This is a genomic window from Nocardia sp. CA-129566 (assembly GCF_050956075.1).
Taxonomy (GTDB): domain Bacteria; phylum Actinomycetota; class Actinomycetes; order Mycobacteriales; family Mycobacteriaceae; genus Nocardia.
Genome location: NZ_CP192085.1, coordinates 8667571 through 8691130, shown reverse-complemented (window position 1 = coordinate 8691130; position 23560 = coordinate 8667571). Strand labels below are relative to the sequence as shown.

Genomic DNA, 23560 nt, shown 5'->3' with positions numbered 1-23560 from the left:
CTCAGGAGCTCTTTAGGTCGATCAAGTACGGTTCTTGGCAATCAGACGAATGCTCGGGGTCCTGTCGTGGGTCAGCGGGCGCGAACAGGTGAGCAGGGAGGGCGACCCTTGAGGGTTACCGTTGTTGTGCCGACCTACAACGAGCGGGAAAATCTGCCGGTTGCGGTGGAGCGGCTGACGGCGCTGCCGGTGCCCGACCTGCATGTGCTCGTGGTGGATGACAATTCGCCGGACGGCACCGGTGAGGTCGCCGACAAGTTGGCGGCGGAGCTGCCGAACGTGGTCGGCGTGCTGCACCGAACCGAGAAGAACGGATTGGGTCGCGCCTATGTGGCCGGGATCACCCGTGCGCTGGACGAGGGCGCCGATGTGGTGATCCAGATGGACGCCGACCTGTCGCATCCGGCCGAGGTCATTCCGGCGATGCTGGAGAAGCTGGACACCACCGATGCCGGTGTCGTACTGGGTTCGCGCTATGTGCCCGGTGGGTCGACCGCCGAGGAATGGAAGTGGTACCGCAAGGCGCTCTCGGCGTGGGCCAACTTCTACGTGAACCTGATCCTGCGGCTCGGCGTGAAGGACGCGACCGCAGGATTCAAGGCATGGCAGGCCGACACCCTGCGCGCCATCGATGTGGCCTCGATTCGCAGCAACGGGTATTCGTTCCAGGTCGAGATGAACTACCGGACCGCCAAGAAGGGCATCGCGATCGCGGAGGTCCCGATCCGGTTCGAGGAGCGCACCCTCGGCGCCTCCAAGATGAGCCTCAAGGTGCAGCTGGAATCGGCGCTGATGCCGTGGAAGCTGCTGTTCGGCCGCGCGGTCTAGTCCGGCGCCGGCCAGTTCAGCAAGGTGTCGAGGTAGCGCTGACGGACCGCTTCGACCTGGTCGTCCATATCGTTCGGATCCCAGCCGCTGACGTCGATCGGGTCGAGGATGGCGACATCCACGGTGCCCTGGCGCGCGACCATCGAATTGCGCCAGTTGACTTCGCCCGCATTGCGGATCACCACCGGGATCACCGGCACCCCGGCCTGGATCGCGATGTGGAAGGCGCCCTTCTTGAACGGGCCGATACCCGGCGTATACGACCGGGTCCCTTCGGGCGCGACCGCGATCGACAAGCCATCGCGCAACGTCCCCACCACCGGGGCGAGGGCCGCCTTGGCCTGGGCGGTGTTGGCACGGTCGATAAAGGTGACACCGACGAACCGCATCAGCGGACCGAACAGCGGATTCTTGGTCAGCTCCTTCTTGCCTATTCCCGTCACACCACCCGCGAGCACCTTGGGCAGGATGATGACGTCGAATTGGCTCTGATGGTTGAACAGGAAGACGGCGGGCCGCGGCGCACGGGCGTTCTGCGCACCCGTGACCCGCAGCCGGATCCCGGTCGCCCCCAGCGTCGCACCGGTCCCATAGGCCATCAGCGCATCGGCCATCTGCCGACGCTGACGGGTGTACGACTTGGTCAGCACGCCGAATAGCGCCCCGCTCAGCAGTCCGGCGAATCCGGCGACGGTGCGCAGATAGTCACTCGGGCGCGGCGATTGCCGAGGATGGAAGGTAACGATCGGCCAATGCTGTTCGGCGGCGGCGATACCGAGCTTGTGATCGGGATTCACCGCGACCGGATATCCGACCACCGATAGCAACGCCAGATCGGCAATGCTGTCGGCGTAGGCGTAGCTGCGGGTGATATCCAGGGCGTGTGCCGCGGCGAATTCGCGGACCGCATCGGCTTTGCCACTGCGCCACAGCGTTCTTCCCTCGGCATATCCGGTCAGTACGCCCTCGGTCGTCGCCATTCGGGTGTACAGCACATGGTCGATACCGAGTGCTGCCGCGGCGGGCTCGACCTGGAATCGGGTCAGCGCGGTGACCAGCACCACGGTATGTCCGGCGGCCTCGTGCGTGCGGACGAGCTGCCATGCTTCGGGATACAGGTGTCCGTAGATGGTGTGCCGGAACAGCCGCTGGCCCAATTGCTCCAGTTCGGCCTCTGGATGGTCGGCCAGTGTGAGCACGGCCTGCTGTAGGAACCGACCGTATTCGCCGTCGGTGAGCCCGTCGCGGATACTGCCCAGCAGTGTGTTCGCGGGGGCTCTGTCGCGCCGCGATATCCGCCGCCACCAGGACGGTCGGGCAAAACCGTCCACCACGGTGCCACCGAAATCGAAGACCGCGGCGATCTGTGGTCCCTGCGGTCCGGATCGGATCGCGGCGATCGCCGTCGCCAGATCCGCTGGGGTCGCTCGGTGCTGCGACTCCGCGGTATTCGCTGACTCCATCAGGCCCCCAGTCCGGGCCGATTCGACGGATCGAGTGCGGCGGCCTGCGAGATCAGGGCGGCGATGGTGCGCAGTTGGTCGGCGAACTCGATTCTGCGCCGGGTCAATTCGGCCCTGCGCTTGGCCGAATCACGACTCACCGGAGCCAGCAGGCCGCGATTGTCCGCGAGTTTCAGTGCGCTGGTGAACAGTTCGGTGGAGACCGACTCCGGACTGTGCAGCCGCTGCTGCAACAGCATCTGCTTGCCGACCGCGACGCATTCGTCGATGAATTCCTTGCGATCGATCTCCTCGGCGTTATCGCGTGTCGCGAGCCGCTCGGCCACCACCAGCTGCGCGTCGACGAACGGGCGCAGCGCACGGTGGGCCATCATGAATCCGGAGGCAGTGAGCTCGTGCAGAATGTCCACCCCGAGGGTGTCCTCGGTGGTGTGGTCATACCAATCCGGATCGACCAGCAGCATCTCCGCGGTCATCTGCGCCGAGAATTCCGCTCGCTCCGGGAAGAAGAATTCGAACTTCAGCAGATCGCGCAGCTCGAAGGCCTCGTCCCAACCGGCACGCAGCTGATCCGGCGCCTGCTTCTCCAGCCCCGCCAGGATGGACAACTCGAGGATGGCGCGATTGATGAACCAGTGCACCGCGCTGTTGCGATAGAACGCGGCCTCCAGATGCGCACCCGCTTCGATCGAGTACACCGGTTCCAGCCCACCGCGATACACCGTCACGACCTTGGCCAGCGACAGCTGCTCGAGCACGACCGCGAGGCTCTGTTCATCGCGCAATGCCGCCAGCTCACCGCGCGGCAGATCGCGCTCCTCGATATAGCGCAGCACCGGGGCCAGCACGGTGCGCACCTCGCCGAGGGTGAGCGCGCGCTCGTGCACACCGAGCAGCGCCAGCGTGACCAGCGCGTTGACGGTGATCGGCGTGACCTCGTTGATGCCAACGGCGATCTCGAAGGCCAGCCGCTGCACTGCCTTTCGCTCCAGCTCCGCGACATGCGCGGACTCCGCCGTCGCGGTCGGCCGGGTCACGGAATGCTCGACGCGGTGCAGCGGAATCGTGACCGGCGGCGGGGTGAGCGGATCACCGTATGCCGCAAGGCGATCGCGTGCCGACAGCGGCGCTCCGAAGCGCACGTAGACGTGTCCGGCCGAATGCTGTTGGCTGCGTACATAACGCGCCAGCCAGGCCAGTCCCTCCGGCTTCTTGGTCCCGCCCGCCTGTTCGGTCGCGATGGCGCCGAGTTCGTTGAGCCGCTCATAGGTGATCGAGACCGGGACGAGCAGGACATCGTCGATCCGATTCGAACGGACTGCGGCGGCAAGGTAATTCAGCAGTCCGTAGCGTGGCGGCCGCAGCTTCCCGGTGCGCGTGCGGCCGCCCTCGAAGTACCACTCCATATTGAATCGCTTGGCCAGCAGATAGGCGAAGTACTCCTCGACCACCGCCTTGTAGACCTCGTCGTCACCGAAGCTGCGGCGAATGAAGACGGTGCCGGTGCGCCGGGCGATCGGTCCCATCGGCCAGAAGCTCAGATTCGCGCCGCCGATCACATGATTCGGCGGGAAGTCATTGCGGGCCAGCACATCACCGAGCACGAACGCATCGACGTAGGACCGGTGCGAAGGCAGGAAGACCAGCGGATAGCTCCGGTTGAGCGCGCGCAGTCCGTCCAGACCGGTGTCGTCGGAGTCCACCTTCCAGGTCGAGGCGTGGACCGGGCGCATCGCCTGGGTGAACAGATCCGAGACCAATCTGCTCTGCGCGGCGACGAGTTCGCGCAGCGCCTTCTCCGCCCGCCGGTACACCTCGTGCGGACTGGCGCCGAGCTGATCGGCGATGAATTCGAGACGGCGCAGGACTTCCGGGGAGTCCAGGATCTCCTCGGCCACCAGCCGGGGCACCTTGTACCGGTCACCGATGACGGAGCGTTCGGCGCGTTCCAGCGCGACCACCGCCGCGCGCACAATGGCGCGGGCGAACGGCTCGGCGGAGCCCTTGACCAGCAGTGCCGCCGCCTCCGGATTATTGGCGCGCAGTTCGCTGAGCAGGGCGGGCTGACCGGTGAGCACCACGTGCCGGTCCGACGCGCCGACCAACCGGCGTTGCGCGAGGCGGTTCGGCTTGCGCGGATTGGTCAGCAGGGCCAGGTCGGCGAAGGTGATGCGCCGGACCCCGTCGCGCTCGGGCGGTAGCCACAGCACCCGGATCGGCACCACGAGTGGATCGTCGCGCCGCCCGACCAGCCGAGCGCCGATCGCGCCCGCGTCCAGATCCAACTGGGTGATGGGTGCGTCGATGCCCAGTTCATGCTCGAGCCCGCCGTCGGCGAGCCAGGAGCCGACGAGTTCGCGTTCCACTCCGGAGCCCGCGTCGATGAGCGCCACCACCGATCCGGGTGCTGTCGCTCGAGCCGGAGCGGGCGAATCCCCGCGGTGATCGATCATGCTTGTCCTCCGCAACTGCCGATCCCCCTATTGAAGCCCGCCAGGAGATTCCGCGCAGGAACTCCGGCGGGCGAGTCGGCCGCGAGCCCGGTGGGCGGCGGCGGACACGATGGTTTCGATCGCTGCCCATGGTGATCTCGAACTAGGCTGCGCGCATGGATTGGGCGTTACGCGCGTGTGGCTGGCACGGCCATTACACCTACGCGCCGGACGAGCAGGATTTGGCGGAGCGTCTGCGCGTGCAGACCGTGGCGGGGGTCGCGTGGCGGTGTCTGCGCTGCGGCACCTTCGTACCGGGCGAACCGGTCGGCTCCGGACCCGCCGATCACGCACCGGAGGTGCCGCGCGGGCGACTGCTGCGTGACCGCTGGCTGATGCGGGCGCTGGCGATCGAGCGGTTGGTGCGCGGATTGCTGTTGGTGGTGGCCGCGCTCGCCGTCTTCAAGTTCCGTTCCTCGCGCGAGACGATGCGGGCCGACTTCGAGCGGGAGCTGCCGTTGCTGCGGCCGCTGGCCGATCAGATCGGGTGGGATATCGACCGATCCAAGATCGTGCATCTGATCGATCAAGCGTTCTCGCTGTCGAATACGACATTGCTGTGGGTGGGCGTCGGCATCCTGTGCTATGCGGCGCTGCAGGCCATCGAGGCGGTCGGGCTGTGGTTGGTCAAGCGCTGGGGCGAATATTTCGCGGTCGTCGCGACCAGCATCTTCCTGCCGTTGGAGATCTACGAATTGACCGAGAAGATCACCGTGCTGCGCGTCGGCGCGCTGCTGATCAATATCGCCGCGGTGGTCTGGCTGCTCTACAGCAAGCGCCTGTTCGGGCTGCGCGGCGGTGGGGCCGCGTACCACGCGGAGCACAGCACCGAGAGTCTGTTGAGCGTCGAGCGTTCCGCGCTCGCGGTGCCTGCGGAGTAACGGGTTTCGCGGTCGCCGCTGTGGGCGCCGACACCCCTGGCGGCCTAGGCAGGTAATGCTAACCTTACTTCTCAAAGTTAGGTCAGCATAACCTTGGAGGATCGTTGTCGACCACGGAGCGCTTGCGCGTTGAGTATGTGACCGATCCGGCGGCAGCGATGTCCCGGCTGGCGGCGGCCGAGCGCTTCGGCGAATACGTGATGTACGAGCGGCCCGGCGAATGGGTATTCGCAGCCGACCCCCTCGGCGGCGTTGAACTCGATGCGAACGAATTGCGCGTGAGTTGGGACGGGCGCGTCACGGCCGGTGCGTGGGAGGGCAGTCCGGCCAGCGTCATCGACCGGGCGCTCGACACGCTGCCGCTGGGTGGGCGACGGGCCTACGGCTGGGTCGGATTCGAATTCTGCGCATGGACATTGGACGCGACCGCACATGTGCCTGCGCGAACCGCACTGGCGCATTTGATGATTCCGCGCATCGAGGTGCGGGTCGGCGCGTTCGGCGTCCGTATCGCCGGTGCCACCCCCGCCGAGGCCGATGACATTCATGATCTCATCGCCGCCTCGCAGGACACCGAATTGCCGCGGGCCCAGCCGGTCGACGTGCGCCTCGATCCGACCGGTTATCGCGATCGGGTCACCGAAGCGGTCGCGGAGATCCGTTCCGGCCGTTACCAGAAGGTCATCCTGTCCAGGAAGGTCGATCTGCCCTTCGCGGTCGACGTGCCGGCCACCTACCGGCTCGGCCGCGCCAATAACACTCCGGCACGGTCGTTCCTGCTGCGCCTCGGTGGGCTGGAGGCGGCGGGATTCAGTCCGGAACTGGTCGCCGCCGTCGATGAGGACCGGGTGGTCACCACCGAGCCGCTCGCCGGAACCCGCGCCTTCGGCCTCGGTGCGGCGATCGATATGGCGGCTCGTGCCGACCTCGTCACCGATCCCAAAGAGATCGTGGAGCACGCGATTTCGGTCCAGACCTCCTTTGCCGAGATCACCGAGGTGGCCGATCCCGGCACGCCCGCGGTCTCGGATTTCATGGCGGTCCGCGAACGCGGCAGCGTGCAGCATCTGGCCTCCACCGTGCGGGGGCGTCTCGCGGCGGACCGCACCAGTTGGGATGCGCTGGAGGTGCTCTTCCCGTCGGTCACCGCTTCCGGCATTCCCAAGCGCGAGGGCGTGGATTCGGTATTCCGACTCGACGGCGCGCCGCGCGGCCTGTACTCCGGTGCCGTTGTGACGATCTCGCCGTCCGGCGCGATGGAGGCCACGCTGGTGCTGCGCGCGGTCTATCAGACCACCGAGGGCGCCTGGCTGCGTGCGGGCGCCGGCATCGTCGGGCAGTCGCGGCCGGACCGGGAATTCGAGGAGACCTGCGAAAAGCTGGGCAGTATCGCCCCCTATGTCGTCAAGGCGTCATAGCGGACCCATCAACTTCGGGGTGGGCTCCGAATATCTGCCGGGGCAACCCGGTTATCGGCGACATCCGGGTAGATCGGGGGCGGCGTAGGTCGGACTCACGCCGCCCTCGATCGTCCGATCAGCTGTGATCGGCGCGCAGGGCCTTCTTATCGATCTTGCCGACGGCGGTGATCGGGAGCCGGTCGGCCCGGCGAACCAGGTCCGGGAGCTTGTAGGTGGCCAGACCGCGATCGGTCAGGAAGGTCTTCAGTTGGGCCAAGGTCGGCATTTCGCCGTCGGTGACCAGGACGGCGCATACCTTTTCGCCGAGCGCGGCATCGGGGAGGCCGACGGCGGCCGCATGGCGGACCGACGGATAGGCGAGCAGATGTTCCTCGAGTTCGTCGCAGGAGATGTTCTCACCGCCGCGGTTGATGACGTCCTTGATGCGGCCCGAGACGATCAGATGTCCGCTGGGGAGGCGGCGCACGAGGTCGCCGGAGCGGTAATAACCGTCGGTGGTGAAGGCGCGGGCGTTGTGCTCGGGGGCGCGGTAGTAGCCGCGGATCGTATAGGGGCCCTTGGTGAGTAGTTCGCCCTCCGCGCCCGCGGCGACTTCATTGCCGTCGGCATCCACGACGCGGACTTCATCGGCCGGGGACAGCGGGCGGCCCTGGGTGGTGCAGACGAGTTCGGCGCTGTCGTCGAGCCGGGTGTAGTTGAGCAGGCCCTCGGCCATGCCGAATACCTGTTGCAGTTGTACGCCCAGCGCCGGTGCCACCTCGCGCGCATTCACCTCGGCCAGTCGGGCGCCGCCGACCTGGAGTAGTCGCAGTGAGCCGAGATCGGCATCCTCCCATTCGGTTGCCGCACACCAGAGTTGGGCCAGCGGCGGCACCACCGCGGTGACCGTGACCCGATGGCGGGCGATCGCGGCGAAGGCGCTCTCCGGACTCGGATCGGTGGTGAACGCGACGGCCGCGCCGACCGCCACGGAGCCGAGGATGCCGGGACAGGCGAGCGGAAAGTTGTGTGCGGCGGGCAATGTCGCGAGGTAGACGTCGTCCTGGGTGAGTCCGCAGATCTCGGCGCTCGCGGTGGCGTTGTAGACGTAGTCGTCATGGGTGCGTGCGATCAGTTTCGGTAGGCCGGTGGTGCCGCCGGAGACCAGCATCAGCGCGATATCGCTCGGGTCGATAGTCGGGAGTGAACCGCCGTCGCGGGGAATCGAATTCAGCTCGGTGCCGCTGCCGGGATCGCCGAGTACCAGAATGTGGCGCAGGGTGGGCACCGCCGTGCGGACGGTTTCGGCCAGTTCGCGGTAGTCGAAGTCGCCGAACCGGTCGGCGATGATGTAGGCGACCGCCTCGGAAAGTCCGGCCAGATGCTCGATTTCGGCGCGGCGGTGGGCGGGCAGGGTCAGTACCGGAATGATTCCGGCGCGCAGCAATCCGAACAGGACGGTTGGGAACTGCGCGACATTCGGCAGTTGCACGACCACGCGGTCGCCCGGCGCGATCCCGAGCGCGAGTAGACCGTGCGCCATCCGGTCGGCCTCGGCATCGACCCACGCGTAGCTGCGCGGGCCGTCCGCATCGAGCACTGCGGTTCGGTTCGGGTACTGGGTCGCGCTCGCGCGCAACAGGTCGCCGAGCGGTCGGCCGGTCCAGTAACCGGCCGCTCGATATGCCTCGGCGTCGACAGTCGGAAAGGGGACGAAGCCGTCGCGATGGGTGGGCGAGGTGGATGTCGAAGTCACGGTCTGCCTCACAGATGCCTGGTACTTGATCTACTGCGTGATGATCGGGGTCTCATAAGATAGGTTAGGCAACCCTATCTCGATGCGATAGGCTACCGCCGAGCAGTCTCGATCCGCCCGGATGCGGCGGCGATCAAGGAGTGACAGCGCCAGATGGAGCCAGCACAGCGACCGGGGAACGGGGCGGGGACGACGATCGGCCGGGAGGAAATCCGCGCCGCGATTGCGAAGCAACTCGACGTCGCCGTCGAGGCGATCGGGTTCGGCGACGATCTGATCCAGTTGGGACTGGACTCCATCCGCACCATGAAACTGGCGGGGAGTTGGCGTAAGCGCGGTATCGATATCAACTTCGCGCTTTTGGCCGCGAACCCGACGGTCGACGGGTGGCACGAACTGCTCGGCGGATCCGCCGGAGATGATGCTCAGCCGGACCCGGGGATGTCGGATGCCGATGCGGTAGCCGATCGCGACGACGACGAAACTCCCTTCGCGCTCGCACCGATGCAGCACGCGTACTGGATCGGGCGCTCCGAATCCCAGGAACTCGGCGGCGTCGCGGCGCATCTGTACGTCGAATTCGACGGTGCGGGAGTCGATCCGGTCCGGCTCGAGCGGGCCGTCGACGCGCTGGTGCTGCGGCATCCGATGCTGCGCACGCGATTCCTGCCCGATGGCACGCAGCAGACCATGGCGCGGCCAGGGCGCTCGGTGCGGACGTGCACCGATCTGCGTGAGCTGCCGTCGGATGCGGCCGAGCGCAGGCTGGAGTCGCTGCGGGAGGAAAGAACTCATCAGCGGATGGCGGTCGAGGACGGTCAGGTCATCGATATCGCGCTGACGCTCTTGGCGGACGGCCGGACCCGGCTGCACCTCGATGTCGATATGCTCGCCGCCGATGCGATGAGCTACCGCATTCTGATCAGCGATCTGGCTCGGCTCTACCACGGCGAATCGCTACCGCCGCAGACCTATACATTCCGTCGCTACCTCGCGGAGCATCCCAGCGGTGCCGGCGCCGAACACGAGCGGGATCGACAGTGGTGGCAGCAGCGGCTGCCCGAACTGCCCGGCGCGCCGGAACTGCCGCAGGCGTCGGGAGTTTCGGGGGCCAGCCGTACCGTGCGGCACCACCGCTGGCTCGCGCCCGCGGCGAAGGCGCGGATATTCGATGCCGCGCACGCCCGCGGCATCACCCCGGCCATGGCGCTCGCATCGGTATTCGCCGAGACCATCGGCGGCTGGTCGGCGCAGCGTCGGTTCCTGCTGAATCTGCCGCTGTTCCATCGGGAACCGGTGCATCCGGAGGTCGACGGCGTGGTCGGCGACTTCACCTCGTCGGTATTGCTCGAGGTCGATGTGACCGGACCGGCGACCGTCACCGAACGGGCGCGGGCGCTACAGGCGAATCTGCATGCGGCGGGCGCGCATACGGCGTACTCGGGACTGGAGGTGCTACGCGACCTCGGGCGTCAGCGCGGTGAGCCGGTGCTCGCGCCGATCGTCTACACCAGTGCGCTCAATCTCGGTGAACTGTTCGCCGATACCGTGACCGAGACCTTCGGCGATCCGGTGTGGATCATCTCGCAGGGCCCGCAGGTGCTGCTGGACGCGCAGATCACCGAGGTGCGCGGTGGGCTGCTGCTGAACTGGGATGTGCGCGAATCCGCCTTCCCCGCGGGCGTCATCGAGGCCATGTTCGCACGCTATAACGATGCCATCGTGCGGTTGGCCGGAGATCTCGGCTCCGGTGAAATATCGTCGCCGGCCGGTTGGGATGCCGATGCGGCGCTGCGGATTCCGCTGGAACAGGCCGAAACCCGAGCCCGGGTCAATGCCACCGCCGGACCGGTCAGCGCACGACTGCTGCACACCGGCTTCTTCGCGAAGGCCGCGACGAATCCCGATGCGCCCGCGCTGCTCTGGGAACCCGGCGGTGTCGTCTCCTACGGCAAACTCGCCGCCGAGGCCCTGGCGGTCGCCGGTGCGCTGCGCGATGCCGGTGTGCTGCCGGGTGATTCGGTCGCGGTTCAGCTGCCGAAGGGGCCGGATCAGGTGGTGGCGACCCTCGGCGTACTGGCCGCGGGTGCGGTCTATGTACCGATCGGCTTCGACCAGCCCGCCGCACGGCGCGCGGAGATTCTGCGCATCGGCAATGCCGTCGCCGCCGTGACGGTCGGCGACGAGCAGATCCCGGAGGTCGGCACCGTCGCCTTGGCCGCGGCCCGCGCCTATTCGAAGCCATTGGCGCGCCCCATCTTCGGTGATCCGGAAACCATCGCCTACATCCTGTTCACCTCCGGTTCGACCGGTCGGCCCAAGGGCGTGCAGGTACCGCATCGCGCGGCCATGAACACCATCGACGACCTGAACGAACGCTTCGAGGTCGGCGCCGCGGATCGCGCGCTCGCCCTCTCGGCGCTGGAGTTCGATCTGTCGGTGTACGACATCTTCGGCCTGTTCAGCGCGGGCGGCGCGGTGGTCGCGGTGGACGACGCGCAGCGCGGCGAACCGGCCGACTGGGTGGAACTGATTCGCCGCCACCAGGTTTCGGTGCTCAACTGCGTGCCGAGCCTGCTCGATATGCTGCTCACCGCCGCCGCGGGGGCGCAGCTCGGCTCGCTGCGTACCGTCATTCTCGGTGGCGACTGGGTCGATATCGCCCTGCCCGGTCGGCTCGATGCGGTGGCACCCGCGGCCCGCTTCGCCGGGCTCGGTGGCGCCACCGAAACCGCCATCCACTCGACCATCTGCGAGGTCGTCGACGGTGCGGTGCCCGCGGAATGGGCCGCCGTGCCCTACGGCACTCCGCTGCGCAATGTGCAGTGCCGCGTCGTCGGCCCGACCGGCCATGACTGCCCCGATTGGGTGACCGGTGAACTGTGGATCGGTGGCGACGGCGTCGCGGCGGGCTATCGCGGCGATCCGGAACGCAGCGCCGAACGCTTCGTGGTGCACGAGGGCCTGCGCTGGTACCGCACCGGCGATCTGGCCCGCTATCTGCCCGATGGCACACTGGAATTCCTCGGCCGCGCCGATCACCAGGTCAAGATCCGCGGCTACCGGGTGGAACTCGGTGAAGTCGAGAGCGCCCTGCGCCAGGTTCCCGGCGTCCATCACGCCATTGCCGCGGTCGTTGGCTCGGCCGCGCCGAAACTCGTTGCCGCCCTGGTCCCCGAGGTAAATGCCGAATTGGTGACGGAGTCCGTACTCGCGGCGGCGGCGGAGCTCTTGCCCGCCTACATGATTCCGACGCGACTGGAAATTCTCGCGAAGTTGCCGCTGACCTCGAATGCCAAACCGGATCGCAAGGCCGTGCTCGCCGTGCTCGAACGCGCCGATGACACAGTCGAATTCGTCGCGGCGCGCACCGATCTGGAACGTGCGCTGGCAGATATCGTCGGCACGGTCCTCGACGCGGCCCCGGTCGGGGCCACCGACGACTTCTTCGCCCTCGGCGGTGACTCCGTCCTGGCCACGGCGGTGATCGCCCGCGTGCGCGAGTGGCTGGACACACCGGAGGCCATCGTCGCCGACCTCTTCACCGCCCGCACCGTGGCGGGGCTGGCCGCGCGCCTGCTCGACCGCGAAGCCGACCGGGGCGCGACCGGAAGGCTGGAGACGGTGGCCGGGCTGTATCTGGAGGTGGCGGCGATGAGCGACGATGAGGTGCTCGCCCAGGTTTGACGGTTGTCATACGCTGCGGCAGGGTGGGTCGCAGCGGATGAGACTCATCCCACACCGGACTAGACTCTCCCGTATGAGCAGGTGGGATCTGTCGAATATGCCCGATCAGAGCGGCCGGAAGATCATCGTCACCGGCGCGAACAGCGGGTTGGGGGCGGTGGCCGCGCGTGCGCTCGCGGGGGGCGGTGCGCAGGTGATCTTGGCCTGTCGGAATGTGGCCAAGGGTGAGCACGTGGCCGGGGAGATCGGGCCGCTGGCCTCGGTGCGCAAACTCGATCTCGCGGATCTGGCCTCGGTCCGGGAGTTCGCCGATGGGGTGGACCAGGTCGATGTGCTGATCAATAACGCCGGGGTGATGGCGCTGCCGGAGCAGCGCACCGCCGACGGATTCGAAATGCAGATCGGCACAAATCATCTCGGACACTTCGCGTTGACCGGCCTACTGCTGGACAAGATTTCGGACCGGGTGGTCACGGTGTCCAGCGGCGCGCACCGCCTCGGAAAGATCGACCTCGAGGACCTGAACTGGGACCGCCGCACGTACCAGCGCTGGCCCGCCTATGGCCAGGCCAAGCTGGCCAACCTGATGTTCGCCTACGAGCTGCAGCGCCGGCTCACCGCGGCGGGTTCGCCGAAGATCTCGGTGGCCGCGCATCCCGGTTATGCCGCAACGGAACTGCAGTCGCACACCGAGTCCGTCCAGGACACGGTGATGGAATGGGGGAACCGGCTGTTGGCGCAGAGCGCCGAAATGGGCGCGCTGCCAGAGATTTACGCGGCCACCGAATCGGTCGAGCCGGGGGCGTTCTATGGTCCGCACGGCTGGGGTGGAATGCGCGGTTATCCGGAGCGCTGCGGTTCGAGTGCGGCATCCAAGGATGAGCAGGTTGCGCGCGAACTCTGGGAGTTGTCGGAGAAGCTCACGGGAGTCACCTACGCCTTCGGCGAATGACCTCATCTCAGTAGGTCGATTCGAGGTCGAGGCCGTATGACCCACATCACACGCGGTGATGTCACACCGCGCTGCGCCGCGCCGTCCTCTCTGTGAACCCATCCGAATGGAAAGGCACAGATCATGGAACAGCGCTTCAACTTCCACGCCAACCCGGTTGCCGGCAGCTTCGTCAAGCGCCTCACCACTGCCGGCAAGGTCATCGACGGAACCGAGTTGCCCAAGGCCACCTACGAATTGGTCAAGATCCGCGCCAGCCAGATCAATGGCTGCGGCTACTGCACCGATATGCACACCAAGGACGCCGCCCACGCGGGCGAAACCTCAGTGCGGCTCAACCTGGTCGCCGCCTGGCACGAGGCCACTGTCTTCACCGACGCCGAGCGCGCCGCCCTCGCCCTCACCGAGGAGGCGACCCGCATCGGTGACGGCCGCAGCGTCAGCGATGAGACCTGGGCACAGGTGCGCAAGCACTACGACGACGATCAGACCGCCGCTCTCATCGCCGCCATCGCGATGATCAATGCCTGGAACCGGATGAACGTGATCGTTCGCACTCCGGCGGGCGACTACCAGCCCGGCCAGTGGGGGTGAGCCGGCCGGGATATGCCGCGATGCGGCTCGACGCGCGGCGGGGCCGCGAACGGCTGAGTGGCGGTGCCGAGAATTGGCCCCAGCGTCACTGGGAAGTTGCGCCTGGTACTGTCGGCGTCGTGCAGCGCGTGTATTTCTGGTTTAGCAACCCGGCCCTGGGTGGGCCGGTCTGCGGCAACCACACGCGCTGACTGCACCTCCACCCCGAGCCGGATGAAGACCGGCTCGACGGGTTCGATATCCGTGGGTCGGCCTTGAAGTAAAGGAACCCACAAACAATGACTACCGCAGCCGACGTCGATGCGCGGCACTCCGATCTCGACGACCAACGCACCCTCAGCGTGAGCCCATTGCGCTCACCGGCCGAGGTGCGCATGGTCCACCCGATCACCGATCCGCTGGCGGACGTGGTGCGTGCCGGTCGCAAGGCCACCGTCGATGTGCTCAATGGCGACGACGACCGCCTGATGGTGATCGTCGGACCGTGTTCGGTACACGACCCCGCCGCCGCGCTGGACTACGCCCGCCGCCTGGCCGCCAAGGCCGCCGAGCTCGACGATCGGCTGCACGTGGTGATGCGGGTGTACTTCGAGAAGCCGCGCACCACCCTCGGCTGGAAGGGGCTGATCAACGATCCGCACCTGGACGGTTCCTTCGACGTCAATACCGGTCTCGGCATCGGCCGCAAGGTGCTGGTCGATATCACCGCACTCGGCCTGCCGGTGGCCTGTGAATTCCTCGACCCGATCACCCCGCAGTACATCGCGGATCTGGTCTCCTACGGAGCCATCGGCGCGCGCACCGCGGCCAGCCAGGTGCACCGCCAGCTGAGCAGCGCGCTGTCCATGCCGGTCGGCATCAAGAACGGCACCGACGGCGATGTGCAGGTGGCTGTCGACGGTGTCCGCGCCGCCGCTGCCAGCCACGTTTTCCCGGGCACCGATCTGGACGGGCGCTCGGCGCTGATCCGCACCACGGGCAATCCGGACTGTCACGTGATCCTGCGCGGCGGCAGCACCGGTCCGAACTACGGCGCCGCCTCGGTCGCCGAGGCCTGCATCCGGTTGGAGAAGGCTGCGCTGCCGCAGCGGATCGTGGTCGATGCCAGCCACGGCAATAGCAATAAGGATCACAACAAGCAGGTGGATGTGGTCACCGATATCGCGGGCCGGTTGGCTGCGGGTGAACCGGGCGTGGTCGGGGTGATGCTGGAGAGCTTCCTCGTCGCGGGCCGCCAGGATCTGACCCTCGGTCACGCCGACGCGCTGACCTACGGCCAGTCCATCACCGACGCCTGCATCGATTGGGAGACCACGGCCGCCCAGCTCGACCGGCTCGCCGAGGCGGTACAGCAGCGCCGCAACCGCTGAACTCGGAGCCCGCCCCGGTGAAAGCCGGGGCGTGGCTACGACTTTCGGCGTGGTCTGGCGACCACGCCGAGGATATCCCCGGAGCAGACGGTGTCACCGTCGAAGCCCGCGGTCACCAGATAGTCGATGAGGTGTCCCGGCGCCGGTTTTGGACTGGTGCGGGTGTGCCCGTCCGGTTGTCCGTAGCCGTAGAACAGGTACAGCGTGCCGTCGGGCGCGAGCACCTGCCGGATCAGGGCCAACTCGGTGGTGGGGCGTTTGGTCCAGAACAGATTCACGTTGACCGCGACAACCTTGTCGAATCCGCGGGTGCCCGGCTCGATCTCGGCTAGCACCCGGGTGCGGTCCAGTTTTTCCAACCCGGCATGCAGCAGATGCACCTTGCCGCAATCGATCAGCGCGGCATGGCGTTTCGCGGCGCGGGCGATCGCCGTGACCGAGCGCTCGACGCCGACGATGCGGCCGCCGTCCAAGCGCGCGGCCAGATATGCGATCGAATCACTGGAGCCGGGGCCGATTTCGAGGATCCGGTCGTTCGGTTGCAAGTGCATGGTTTCGGCGATCCAGTCGAATCGGGTATCAGCCGCCATATTCGCAATCTACGACTGTTGCGGTGTGCGGGTCGGCGGTTCGGTCAGATTCCGGGCGGCCAATCCGCGGCCGGGCCGGGCGGGTCCGTCGCCAGCCGCCCGGCCAGCCAGATATCGCGGCGGACGCCACGCTGGACGCCGCCGAGCCGGGCCATGCCCTCGTAATGAAAGCCGTTGCGGCGCACCGCGGCGGCCGAGGCGTGGTTGCCGACGAAGGCGCGCCAGCTGATCCGGACCAGCGCCAATCCGTCGGGGTGGAAGCCGAATTCGCAGACCAGCGCGATCGCGCGCGACATCACCCCGCGACCGCGCTGTGCGGTCGCGAGCCAGAAGCCGACCTCCGAGGTCGACGCATCACGTTGGCCGAGGTTGATCATGCCGACGACCGGACCGTCGGCGCGCAGCCGGATCGCCCAGATCGGGCTGCGGGCGGCCCAGCCCGGCGCGACCATCTCGTTGAGGAAGGCCTCGGCATTCGCCCGGTGATACGGCACCGGAATCGTCACCCATTCGGCGATGGTGGGCTCCTGACAGCATTCGACGATGTCGTCGATGTCGGCCTCGGTCGGCCGCGACAGCCACACGGCGCCATCGGTGAGCGGGTGATCCTCCATTCGATCATGGTGTCACGCGACCCCCTGTCGAATCATGTGGATTTCGCATGACCGCCGGTCCGTACCGCGATCGGGGGACGATCATGCGGACCGTAGAATCAGACCGATGGTTTCCGCTCTGCTCGCCGATCTGTTCGAATCGCATCGGGCGCATCTGCTCTCGGTCGCATACCGGCTGACGGGCAGCGCGCGCGACGCCGAGGACGCGGTGCAGGAGAGTTGGCTGCGGCTGGCCGGTGCGCATCAATCCGAGATCGAGGATCTGCGGGCCTGGCTGACCACGGTGGTCGGGCGAATCTGCCTGGACCACTTGCGCAGTGCCGCGGTGCGCAGGGAAAGCTATGTGGGGCAGTGGCTTCCGGAGCCCGTGGTAACCGGCATCGTGCCGTCGAGCACGCCCGATCCGCTGGAGGCGGTGGTGCGCAAGCAGGAATGCAGCCTCGCCGCCATGGTGGTGCTGGAAAGTCTGACGCCGCCGCAGCGCGTGGCATTCGTACTGCACGACGGGCTTTCGGTGCCCTTCGGCGAGATCGCGGAAATCCTCGGCGTTTCGACGGAAGTGGCACGCCAGCTGGCCGTGCGGGCGCGCAAATCCGTCGCGCAGGCCCCGCCGCCCACGCCGAATGCCGAGCATGCGGCCGCGGTGCGGAAGTTCTTGGATGCGCTGTCCGCCGGTGATATCGGCGCGGTAACCGCGGCGCTGCACCCGGATTCGGTGGTGATCGGCGATGCCAACGGCACCACCTCTACCGCGGTCAATGTCATCGGCGGCGCGGACAAGGTCGCCCGCTTCTTCCTCGGACTGGTGCGCAAGTACGGGTTGGACGGTTCGGCGGAGCCGACGCTCGAATACGAATTCGCCTCGGTCAATGGGCAATTGGGTTTGGTCGTGCATCGGGTCGCCCCGGGCTACGGGCGCCTCGAAGGTCCGGCCAGGGTCCTCGGATTTGCCGTTCGCGACGGATTGGTCTGCGGTGCCTACGATCTCGCGAATCCGGAAAAACTGTCTCGGGTGCGCCTGGGTTGAGGCGGTGCCAGGCCGTGCCCTCATCGCCGGGCCTGACACCGCCGATCGGGCTACGGCGTGGACGAGCCCAGGAACCAGTTCCCGGTGGACGAGCCGGTGCCGCTATTGCCGGTCGATGAGCCGCTGAACCAGTCGCCGGTGGAGGAGCCGAATCCGGAGATCAGCTCGTGTACGACATTTCGAATGAAACCCAGTGCGGTTCCGGCGACCTCCGACGCGGCCGGATTCGTTACCAGGTCCAGATACGAGGCCATTAGCGCCCCTTTCGAGATACCGCCTTGTGAGCGATTTGTGAGGTAGAACACGGCGAGGCTAGCCGCCGTTGGGAAAACGCACAACCATGCAGGTAGGAGCGGCAATTCAAAAGTGAAACATAGCCTTTCGCTATCTAAGGGCAACAATAGCGACCATTGAGCTACGCTCCGGATATGCCCTCGCAACCCGCGACCGTCGCTCGCCTGCGCCCCTTCGCCTCCACGATCTTCGCGGAGATGACCGAATTAGCCGTCCGCCACGAGGCGGTCAATCTGGGGCAGGGCTTTCCGGACACCGACGGACCCGCTGGCATGCTCGAGGTCGCGCGCCAGGCCATCGCCGACGGGCTCAACCAGTACCCGCCGGGGCGCGGCATGCCGATCCTGCGCCGCGCCATCGCGGCCGACCGGGCCCGTCGCTACGGCACTCGATACGACCCGGACACCGAGGTGCTGGTCACCGTCGGGGCGACGGAGGCGATCAGTGCCGCCGTACTGGGTCTGGTGGAACCCGGCCGAGAGGTCGTGCTGATCGAGCCCTACTACGACTCCTACGCCGCCGCGATCGCACTGGCCGGGGCCCGGCGGCGCACGGCTCACCTCGTCGCCGACGGGGACCGCTTCGTCCTCGACCTGGACAGCCTGCGCGCGGCGATCACACCCGCGACCAAGATGCTGATCGTCAATTCACCGCACAATCCGACCGGCACCGTGCTCGACCGCGCCGATCTCACCGCAATCGCCGAAATCGCCTGCGAACACGACCTACTGGTGCTCACCGACGAGGTTTACGAACATCTCGTCTACGACGGCAATGAGCACATCAGCCTCGCCACCCTGCCCGGTATGGCCGATCGCACCGTCGTGGTGTCCAGCGCGGCAAAGACTTTCAGCGTCACCGGTTGGAAGACCGGCTGGGCCTGCGGCCCGGCGGACCTCATCGACGGTGTGCTCGCGGCCAAACAGTTCATGACCTTCGTGGCGGGCGGGCCGTTCCAGCCCGCGGTCGCGCACGCGCTCAATAACGAACTCGGCTGGGTCGCGGGACTGCGAGATACGCTGTCGGACAAGCGACTGCGCTTGGCCGCCGCGCTATCGGACACCGGTTTCGGGGTCAAGCAGAGCGCTGGCGGCTACTTCATCTGCGCCGATATCACGCCGCTCGGCGGCACCGACGGTCTGGCATTCTGCCGGGAGCTTCCGGGCCGGCTCGGCGTCGCGGCCGTGCCCATCAGCGTATTCGCAGACCACCCCGAGGCATGGAAGCACCTGGTGCGCTTCACCTTCTGCAAACGTGACGAAACTCTGGACGAGGGTGTGCGGCGACTGCGCGCGGGTGTGCGCGTCGGCTGAGCTGCCTCAGTCGGTGGTTTCGTCGGGATAGGTGGTGTGCCTGGCCTGGGGCGCGCGCCATTGGAAACGGCGTGCGAGGAGCCGAACCACAATCGCGACGAGCGCCGCGAGAAACCCGGTCCAGGCGCGATAAGCGCCGAAGTGTAAAAGCACGGCGGTGGTTATCGAGCCGAATAGGGCGGGCACCGCGTACAACTCCTGATCCGGACGCAGCACGCTCGGCACCTGTCCGCTGAGCACGTCCCGGATCACACCGCCGCCGATGGCGGTAACCATGCCGAGCAGTGCGGCGGTCGGGGCGCCGGTGCCGTGGGTGTAGGCGACCACGGTTCCCGTCACACAGAACAGGCCGAGGCCCACTGTATCGGCGATCTCGAGCGGGCCCCTGGTCAGCTTGCTTGTCGGATGCCGGAAGAAGATGACCAGCGTGGTCAGAAGGGATGCGCACAGGAACGTCAGGTCAGTGAACGCGGCGGGCGGCGTGCGGCCGATGAGCAGATCGCGGATGACGCCGCCACCGAGCGCGGTACTGCATGCCAGCACCGCCATCCCGAAAATATCGAGGTTCTTGCGGACCGCGAGCAGCGCACCGGAGGTCGCGAACGCGACGACTCCCAGCAGCTCTCCGATCTGCTGCGCGGCGTTCACCGCCGAGTCGAGCTGCGTCGCCATGACATCCAGTCCGGCACCCATCCATACGCTCCCTTCCGCGTGCACTCCTGCTGGAGCAGGGTTGCACGACAGGGCGCTATGAACTCCGCCACACCCTTGACCGCCGCCGCGACGCCCTCAGGATCACATATCTCAGGCGGGCATCGGCCGGGCGCGATCGGTCGCGACCAGTAGCGCGATCCCGCCGAGCATCGTGCCCATGAAATAGCGCTGGATCCGCAACCACAGCGGCCGACCGGTCAGGAAGGCGGCGATCCCGCCGGCACCGAGCACGATCAACCCGTTCACCGTCAACGCCACCGCGATCTGCACCGACCCCAGGCACAGACTCTGCAGCCACACCCGCCCGTGCTCGGGCACCACGAACTGTGGGATCAGCGCCATGTACATGATCGCGATCTTCGGATTCAGCAGATTGGTGACCAGTCCCATGGTGAACAGCCGCCGGGTCGGATCCGCGGGCAACTCGGTGGGCGCGAACACCGAGGTCCCGCCCGGCCGCACCGCATTCCAGGCCAGCCACAGCAGATATCCCGCCCCGGCCAACTTCATCGCCATATACAGCCCGGGAACCACGGCGAACACCGCCGTGATGCCAGCCGCGGCCGCCGCCAGATACACCCCGAATCCGGCCGCCACACCTCCGAGTGACACCAACCCGGCCCGCCGACCTTGGGAAACGCTGCGTGAAACCAGATACATCATGTTCGGTCCCGGCGTCAGCACCATCCCCAGTGCCGCCGCCGCCACTCCGAGAACCGCCGCAGTTTCGATCATGGCCCCGATCTTGACCCACATCTGCCGCACCCGTCTCGGTCCAGTCGAGCACCGGTGGCCTGGCCTCCCGGAACAAAACAGCCGCCTCGCACGCTGTATGTGCGAGGCCGACGCGAGCTACGCCCGTCGGCATGTGCCCCGCACCCGCCGGGTTGTTGTCGGTGGTGTCGGGAAGAATGGGCCGAAGTCGCACGCGCGATCGGACACGCATGCCGACGCCGGATACGAGGAGAGATTGTGACCGAGCGCAGCGAGGGAACCGTAGACACAGCACCTGCGGTCGCAGCGGAGCCGAGCGCTAGCGAGGCGCAGCTGTGACCGAGCGCAGCGAGGGAACCGTGGACACAGCACCTGCGGTCGCGGCGGAGCCGAGCGTTAGCGAGGCGCGGCTGTGACCGACGGTCCGCTGATCGTTCAGAGTGACAAGACGCTGCTGCTCGAGGTCGACCATGAGTTGGCCGGGGTGGCGCGGCAGGCCATCGCGCCGTTCGCGGAATTGGAGCGGGCGCCCGAGCATGTGCACACCTATCGGGTGACGCCGTTGGCGCTCTGGAATGCGCGGGCGGCGGGGCACGATGCCGAGCAGGTAGTGGACGCGCTGGTCAGTTACTCGCGATATGCGGTGCCGCAGCCACTGCTCGTCGACATCGTGGACACCATGGCCAGGTACGGCCGGTTGCAGCTGGTGAAGAATCCGGCGCACGGGTTGACGCTGGTCAGCCTGGATCGGGCGGTGCTCGAGGAGGTGCTGCGGCACAAGAAGATCACCCCGATGCTCGGTGCCCGCGTCGATGAGGACACCGTCGTCGTGCATCCGTCCGAGCGCGGCCGGATCAAGCAGATGCTGCTGAAGATCGGCTGGCCCGCCGAGGATCTCGCGGGTTACGTCGACGGCGAGGCGCATCCGATCGAGCTGGATTACACCGGCGGCCACTGGCATCTGCGCGACTATCAGGAGATGGCCGCGGAATCGTTCTGGGCCGGTGGTTCCGGTGTGGTCGTGCTGCCGTGTGGCGCTGGCAAGACCATGGTCGGCGCGGCGGCGATGGCCATGGCAAAGGCGACGACGCTGATCCTGGTCACCAATACCGTGGCCGGACGGCAGTGGCGGCGCGAACTGCTGGCGCGAACCTCGTTGACCGAGGAGGAGATCGGCGAATACTCCGGTGAGCGCAAGGAGATCCGTCCGGTCACCATCGCCACCTATCAGGTGATCACCCGCCGCACCAAGGGCGAGTACAAACACCTCGAACTCTTCGACAGCCGCGACTGGGGCCTGGTCATCTATGACGAGGTGCATCTGCTGCCCGCACCGGTTTTCCGCATGACCGCGGATCTGCAATCGCGGCGCAGGCTCGGTCTCACCGCGACCCTGGTGCGCGAGGACGGCCGCGAGGGCGATGTCTTCTCGCTGATCGGACCGAAGCGCTACGACGCCCCGTGGAAGGATATCGAGGCCCAGGGCTGGATCGCCCCGGCCGACTGCATCGAGGTCCGGGTCACCCTCACCGATGCCGAGCGAATGGCCTACGCCACCGCCGAACCGGAGGAGCGTTATAAGCTCTGCTCGACCGCGCGCACGAAAATCCCTGTGGTGGAATCGATTCTGGCCCAGCACAAGGATGCGCAGACCTTGGTCATCGGCGCATATCTCGAGCAATTGGATGAACTCGGCGCCGATCTCAACGCCCCGGTCATTCAGGGTTCGACGAAAACCAAAGTGCGCGAGGAACTTTTCGATGCCTTCCGGCGCGGTGAGATTCCGGTGCTGGTGGTGAGCAAGGTCGCGAATTTTTCCATCGATTTACCCGAAGCGTCTGTCGCGGTACAGGTTTCGGGAACCTTCGGTTCGCGTCAGGAGGAAGCGCAACGCCTCGGTCGGTTGTTGCGGCCGAAACACGATGGCGGCCAAGCCCACTTCTATTCGGTTGTCGCGCGTGACACCTTGGACGCCGAATATGCCGCGCACCGACAGCGTTTCCTCGCCGAGCAGGGGTACGCCTATCGCATAACGGATGCCGATGACTTGCTGGGACCGGCCATCGGATAAGCGGTGCCTTCGCCTGCGCTCGTGCGAGCGCGGGCTGTCGACGGGCTTCGCCCGGCAGCGCCATTATCCGGAGGTGTCGGCTCCGATACGTATGCTAGGAATGAGACGTGCGACGCTTCGAATTCGCGGTGGACCGGCACCACGCCCATGCGGTCAACGAAGTCTTCGCCGACCTGCGTCGACTGCGGGTCATGGCGATCGCGGCCGCCGTCAGCACCGCGACTGGCACCGCATATCTGATCTGGCTGAACCATCCGTGGGCCTATCTGCTGGCGATCGCGTTCGCGCTCGGCGCGGTGGTCGCGGTGTGGGTGGCGTTCTGGACGCCGCACCGTTCCAGCATCGATAAGCTCTACGCCGACGGCGAGCTGGTCCCCGCGGTCGTCTCGGAGACCCATCCGAGCGGGGTGGTGCTGCTGGCCCTGGTCGATGTTTCGAAACCGGATACTCCCGACCCGCGCTATGCCCTGGTGATCAGGAAGGTGCGTGACCTGCCCGGACATGAGAGGCGGGCGGGCGAGCGGGTGCCGTCGGTCGCGGTGCGCACCGATCGCGCGCCGCGCCAGGTCGGCGAGCGCTGGCAGTCGGTCAGCGCGATGCCGATCGCCTGGGGCACCCGGGACGGGGCCGTCATCGAGCGGGCCCGCGCGGCCATCAGCGAGGTCGAATGGCAGCTGCTCACCGATAATCTCGCACTCGCCGACAAGGTACGGCGCACCTCCGCCAAACGTTTGCTGCTCGACCCGCATCAGCTGCCCGGCGACCTGGGTTCCTGATCATCCGAATTCCCTTGCGCCGCC

At 67.0% G+C, this 23560-nt stretch carries 19 protein-coding genes; 11 read left to right on the top strand and 8 right to left on the bottom strand.

The annotated features are described in order from the left end of the window. The first annotated feature begins 108 nt into the window (after positions 1–108). Positions 109–828 carry a polyprenol monophosphomannose synthase gene (locus tag ACQP0C_RS38575; RefSeq protein ID WP_433728310.1) on the top strand — a complete coding sequence of 240 codons (720 nt, stop codon included), beginning with the start codon at positions 109–111 and terminating at the stop codon, positions 826–828. On the opposite strand, the gene ACQP0C_RS38570 is transcribed toward ACQP0C_RS38575, so the two are convergent. Both ACQP0C_RS38570 and ACQP0C_RS38565 read right to left on the bottom strand, forming a co-directional pair. After that, positions 825–2291, bottom strand: a complete 1467-nt coding sequence (locus tag ACQP0C_RS38570; RefSeq protein WP_433728308.1) for an HAD-IB family hydrolase — start codon at positions 2289–2291, stop codon at positions 825–827. The two genes, ACQP0C_RS38575 and ACQP0C_RS38570, sit on opposite strands and share 4 nt — an antisense overlap. Further along, positions 2291–4744 carry a glycerol-3-phosphate 1-O-acyltransferase gene (locus ACQP0C_RS38565; protein WP_433728306.1) on the bottom strand — a complete coding sequence of 818 codons (2454 nt, stop codon included), beginning with the start codon at positions 4742–4744 and terminating at the stop codon, positions 2291–2293. The genes ACQP0C_RS38570 and ACQP0C_RS38565 overlap by 1 nt, the downstream gene beginning before the upstream one ends. Positions 4745–4899: 155 nt before the next feature. Here ACQP0C_RS38565 and ACQP0C_RS38560 point away from each other — a divergent pair, with 155 nt between their 5' ends. Further along, positions 4900–5664, top strand: coding sequence for a DUF2127 domain-containing protein (locus tag ACQP0C_RS38560; RefSeq protein WP_433728303.1), 765 nt, complete (start codon positions 4900–4902; stop codon positions 5662–5664). A gap of 104 nt (positions 5665–5768) precedes the next feature. Next, complete coding sequence (locus ACQP0C_RS38555) at positions 5769–7082, top strand: salicylate synthase (protein ID WP_433728301.1); 1314 nt, start codon at positions 5769–5771, stop codon at positions 7080–7082. 118 nt (positions 7083–7200) lie between these two features. Here ACQP0C_RS38555 and ACQP0C_RS38550 read toward each other — a convergent pair whose 3' ends face one another. Next, positions 7201–8820, bottom strand: a complete 1620-nt coding sequence (locus ACQP0C_RS38550; protein WP_433728298.1) for a (2,3-dihydroxybenzoyl)adenylate synthase — start codon at positions 8818–8820, stop codon at positions 7201–7203. A gap of 153 nt (positions 8821–8973) precedes the next feature. On the opposite strand from ACQP0C_RS38550, the gene ACQP0C_RS38545 reads away from it, so the two are divergent. The 4 genes from ACQP0C_RS38545 to ACQP0C_RS38530 all read left to right on the top strand — a co-directional run bounded on the left by ACQP0C_RS38545 (position 8974) and on the right by ACQP0C_RS38530 (position 15423). Then, on the top strand, positions 8974–12507 hold the full coding sequence (locus ACQP0C_RS38545) for an amino acid adenylation domain-containing protein (RefSeq protein ID WP_433728296.1): 3534 nt from the start codon (positions 8974–8976) through the stop codon (positions 12505–12507). Positions 12508–12580: 73 nt separating this feature from the next. Then, the gene (locus ACQP0C_RS38540) at positions 12581–13459 is read left to right on the top strand and encodes an oxidoreductase (RefSeq protein WP_433728294.1); all 879 of its coding nucleotides are present in this window, start codon (positions 12581–12583) and stop codon (positions 13457–13459) included. A gap of 123 nt (positions 13460–13582) precedes the next feature. Beyond that, positions 13583–14053 carry a carboxymuconolactone decarboxylase family protein gene (locus ACQP0C_RS38535; RefSeq protein WP_433728292.1) on the top strand — a complete coding sequence of 157 codons (471 nt, stop codon included), beginning with the start codon at positions 13583–13585 and terminating at the stop codon, positions 14051–14053. 278 nt (positions 14054–14331) lie between these two features. Next, positions 14332–15423 (top strand): 3-deoxy-7-phosphoheptulonate synthase, encoded by a 1092-nt coding sequence (locus ACQP0C_RS38530; protein ID WP_433728290.1) that lies wholly within the window; start codon positions 14332–14334, stop codon positions 15421–15423. Between the two features lie 35 nt (positions 15424–15458). Here the strand turns inward: ACQP0C_RS38530 and ACQP0C_RS38525 are convergent, their stop codons facing one another. Both ACQP0C_RS38525 and ACQP0C_RS38520 read right to left on the bottom strand, forming a co-directional pair. Continuing rightward, positions 15459–16013, bottom strand: a complete 555-nt coding sequence (locus tag ACQP0C_RS38525) for a class I SAM-dependent methyltransferase (RefSeq protein WP_433728287.1) — start codon at positions 16011–16013, stop codon at positions 15459–15461. A gap of 44 nt (positions 16014–16057) precedes the next feature. After that, a complete protein-coding gene (locus ACQP0C_RS38520; protein WP_433728285.1) occupies positions 16058–16627 on the bottom strand; it encodes a GNAT family N-acetyltransferase in 570 nt (189 codons plus the stop codon). 106 nt (positions 16628–16733) lie between these two features. Here ACQP0C_RS38520 and ACQP0C_RS38515 point away from each other — a divergent pair, with 106 nt between their 5' ends. Then, a complete protein-coding gene (locus tag ACQP0C_RS38515) occupies positions 16734–17654 on the top strand; it encodes a sigma-70 family RNA polymerase sigma factor (RefSeq protein ID WP_433728282.1) in 921 nt (306 codons plus the stop codon). Between the two features lie 50 nt (positions 17655–17704). On the opposite strand, the gene ACQP0C_RS38510 is transcribed toward ACQP0C_RS38515, so the two are convergent. After that, on the bottom strand, positions 17705–17908 hold the full coding sequence (locus ACQP0C_RS38510; RefSeq protein WP_433728280.1) for a hypothetical protein: 204 nt from the start codon (positions 17906–17908) through the stop codon (positions 17705–17707). Positions 17909–18082: 174 nt separating this feature from the next. Between ACQP0C_RS38510 and ACQP0C_RS38505 the strand changes: the two genes are divergently transcribed. Then, the gene (locus ACQP0C_RS38505; RefSeq protein ID WP_433728277.1) at positions 18083–19261 is read left to right on the top strand and encodes a pyridoxal phosphate-dependent aminotransferase; all 1179 of its coding nucleotides are present in this window, start codon (positions 18083–18085) and stop codon (positions 19259–19261) included. Positions 19262–19267: 6 nt separating this feature from the next. Here the strand turns inward: ACQP0C_RS38505 and ACQP0C_RS38500 are convergent, their stop codons facing one another. Both ACQP0C_RS38500 and ACQP0C_RS38495 read right to left on the bottom strand, forming a co-directional pair. Next, entirely contained in the window at positions 19268–19954 is a 687-nt protein-coding gene (locus ACQP0C_RS38500) for a trimeric intracellular cation channel family protein (RefSeq protein WP_433728275.1), read from the bottom strand. Positions 19955–20065: 111 nt separating this feature from the next. Beyond that, positions 20066–20710 (bottom strand): LysE family translocator, encoded by a 645-nt coding sequence (locus ACQP0C_RS38495; RefSeq protein ID WP_433728273.1) that lies wholly within the window; start codon positions 20708–20710, stop codon positions 20066–20068. 391 nt (positions 20711–21101) lie between these two features. Between ACQP0C_RS38495 and ACQP0C_RS38490 the strand changes: the two genes are divergently transcribed. Both ACQP0C_RS38490 and ACQP0C_RS38485 read left to right on the top strand, forming a co-directional pair. Beyond that, positions 21102–22760, top strand: a complete 1659-nt coding sequence (locus ACQP0C_RS38490; RefSeq protein ID WP_433728271.1) for a DNA repair helicase XPB — start codon at positions 21102–21104, stop codon at positions 22758–22760. A 107-nt stretch (positions 22761–22867) separates the two neighbouring features. Beyond that, the gene (locus ACQP0C_RS38485) at positions 22868–23536 is read left to right on the top strand and encodes a DUF3239 domain-containing protein (RefSeq protein WP_433728269.1); all 669 of its coding nucleotides are present in this window, start codon (positions 22868–22870) and stop codon (positions 23534–23536) included. Positions 23537–23560 lie beyond the last annotated feature (24 nt).